Here is a 1,812-nt window from a genome sequence, read left to right on the forward strand (position 1 = left end):
TTAAGCACTTTCACGGCGACAATAGTTGGGCTTGCCCCTGCGAAGATAGCTAGCTGCCGGGTCCTTTTTTTATACTTATATATTCAAAAGCCAAGTCTTTATTTACTTAGACTTGGCTTTTTTTCTGATTCATTAATTTTTGTATTGTATTTTCTAATGCGGTTTTTGCGATAACTGGATCATCAATATGTATTACAGATTTTTCTAATGGACACATGTCTGTGTTTGACCTATTTCGTATTTCCTTAACAAGTTTATCGTATTTGAAAGAAACATTATTCTTTTCTAAATAACTTTTAGCTGCTTCACTTAATGTATGAGCATAAATAAATTTGATTTTTGCGAGTACATATAAACTTGCAGCTGCTTTACCTACAACTGTATCTTCTATATCTGCATCTTTATAAAAATCAATATTTTCATTAAGCTTTGATAGAATTGGCTTTACTCCGATTTCATTGGAACAATAAATAATTTCATTGTCTCTGCGTGCAATAAATTTATTCAAATTCTTCAGCCACTTTCTTAAGATTACTAATAATTGGAAGCTTTTGAGGGCATACTCGTTCACATTGTCCACATTCAATACAATCTAATGGCTTTCCATGCTCATTTTTTAAATCATCGTATTCTTTTGATTTACCCTTAGATAAATTCTGTTTTCTTTTATTGTACAGACTAAAGTATTCTGGTATACAGATGTGCTTTGGACATCCAGGAGTACAATAGTTACATGCAGTACATGGAATAGCAATGGATGTTCGAATTTGATCACCTAAATGAATCAAGTATTTATTTTCTTCTTGTGTTAATGGCTTAAATTCTTTCATATATGAAATATTATCGTCTAATTGTTCAAGATTAGACATACCACTAAGTACGACACGAACATTTTCTAGACTTGCCGCAAAACGAATAGCCCATGAAGCAACGGACAATGAACTATCCAAGTTTAATAATTTAGTCTTAATATCTTCTGGAACACGTACAAGACTTCCACCTTTAACTGGTTCCATAATAACTACTTGTTTTCCATGTTTAACAGCTGTTTCATAACATAATTTAGATTGCACACTTTCACTATTCCAATCTAGGTAGTTGATTTGAAGTTGTACAAAATCCATTTCAGGATGCTCCGTTAGTATTTGATCTAAAATATCAGCTGTGTCATGGAAAGAGAAACCAATTTCTTTGATTTTTCCTTCTGCCTTCATTTTTTTAACAAAATCAAAACATCCAAATTTTTTTGCGGTTTCGTAATGATTTCGATTTAAAGAATGTAGAAGATAATAATCAAAATAGTCAACACCACACTTTTCTAATTGTTCATCAAAGATTCTTTGAGCATCTTCTTTTACTTTCATAAATGGAACTGGTAATTTATCTGCTAAAGTAAATGAATTTCGTGGATATCTTTCTACTAAAGCTTTTTTTACAAATAACTCACTTTGTTTTTGATGATAAGGATAAGCTGTATCAAAATAGGTAAATCCATTATCAATAAAAGTATCAACCATTGTACAGAATTGTTCCAAATCTACAGAAGTTGGATCTTCTGGATTTGTTAGTGGTAGCCTCATGCATCCAAAACCTAATTTTTTCATAAATATCCTCCTATTAATTAATTGAATTATAGTACAACTTTATTGTTTAATAGAAATAATAATTAAAAAAATGATTAAAAATGTGTATATATGAAGATTATTTTGATTATTTATAAAAAAGATGAAAAAAGTTTAAAAAAACATTTGACGAAAGAGGAATGATTTGGTAATATAGATGAGCACTGCTGAGGTGCACATGATCTTTGAA

2 protein-coding genes are annotated in these 1,812 nt (G+C 30.1%); both read right to left on the reverse strand.

Annotation, left to right across the window (positions count from 1 at the left end):
* Positions 1–106: 106 nt before the first annotated feature.
* Entirely contained in the window at positions 107–508 is a 402-nt protein-coding gene (locus tag Q0F04_RS11790) for a DUF1893 domain-containing protein (RefSeq protein ID WP_288523653.1), read from the reverse strand.
* A complete protein-coding gene (locus Q0F04_RS11795; RefSeq protein ID WP_295753528.1) occupies positions 501–1,604 on the reverse strand; it encodes an aldo/keto reductase in 1,104 nt (367 codons plus the stop codon). Before Q0F04_RS11795 ends, Q0F04_RS11790 begins: the two co-directional genes overlap by 8 nt.
* Between the last annotated feature and the right edge of the window lie 208 nt (positions 1,605–1,812).

The sequence above is a fragment of the uncultured Holdemanella sp. genome (assembly GCF_934772795.1).
In the GTDB taxonomy this organism is placed as follows: domain Bacteria; phylum Bacillota_I; class Bacilli_A; order Erysipelotrichales; family Erysipelotrichaceae; genus Holdemanella.

Coding starts and splice junctions, on each gene's coding strand:
- Q0F04_RS11795 (WP_295753528.1), bottom strand. CDS start 1,604: ATGAAAAAATTAGGTTTTGGATGCATGAGGCTACCACTAACAAATCCA.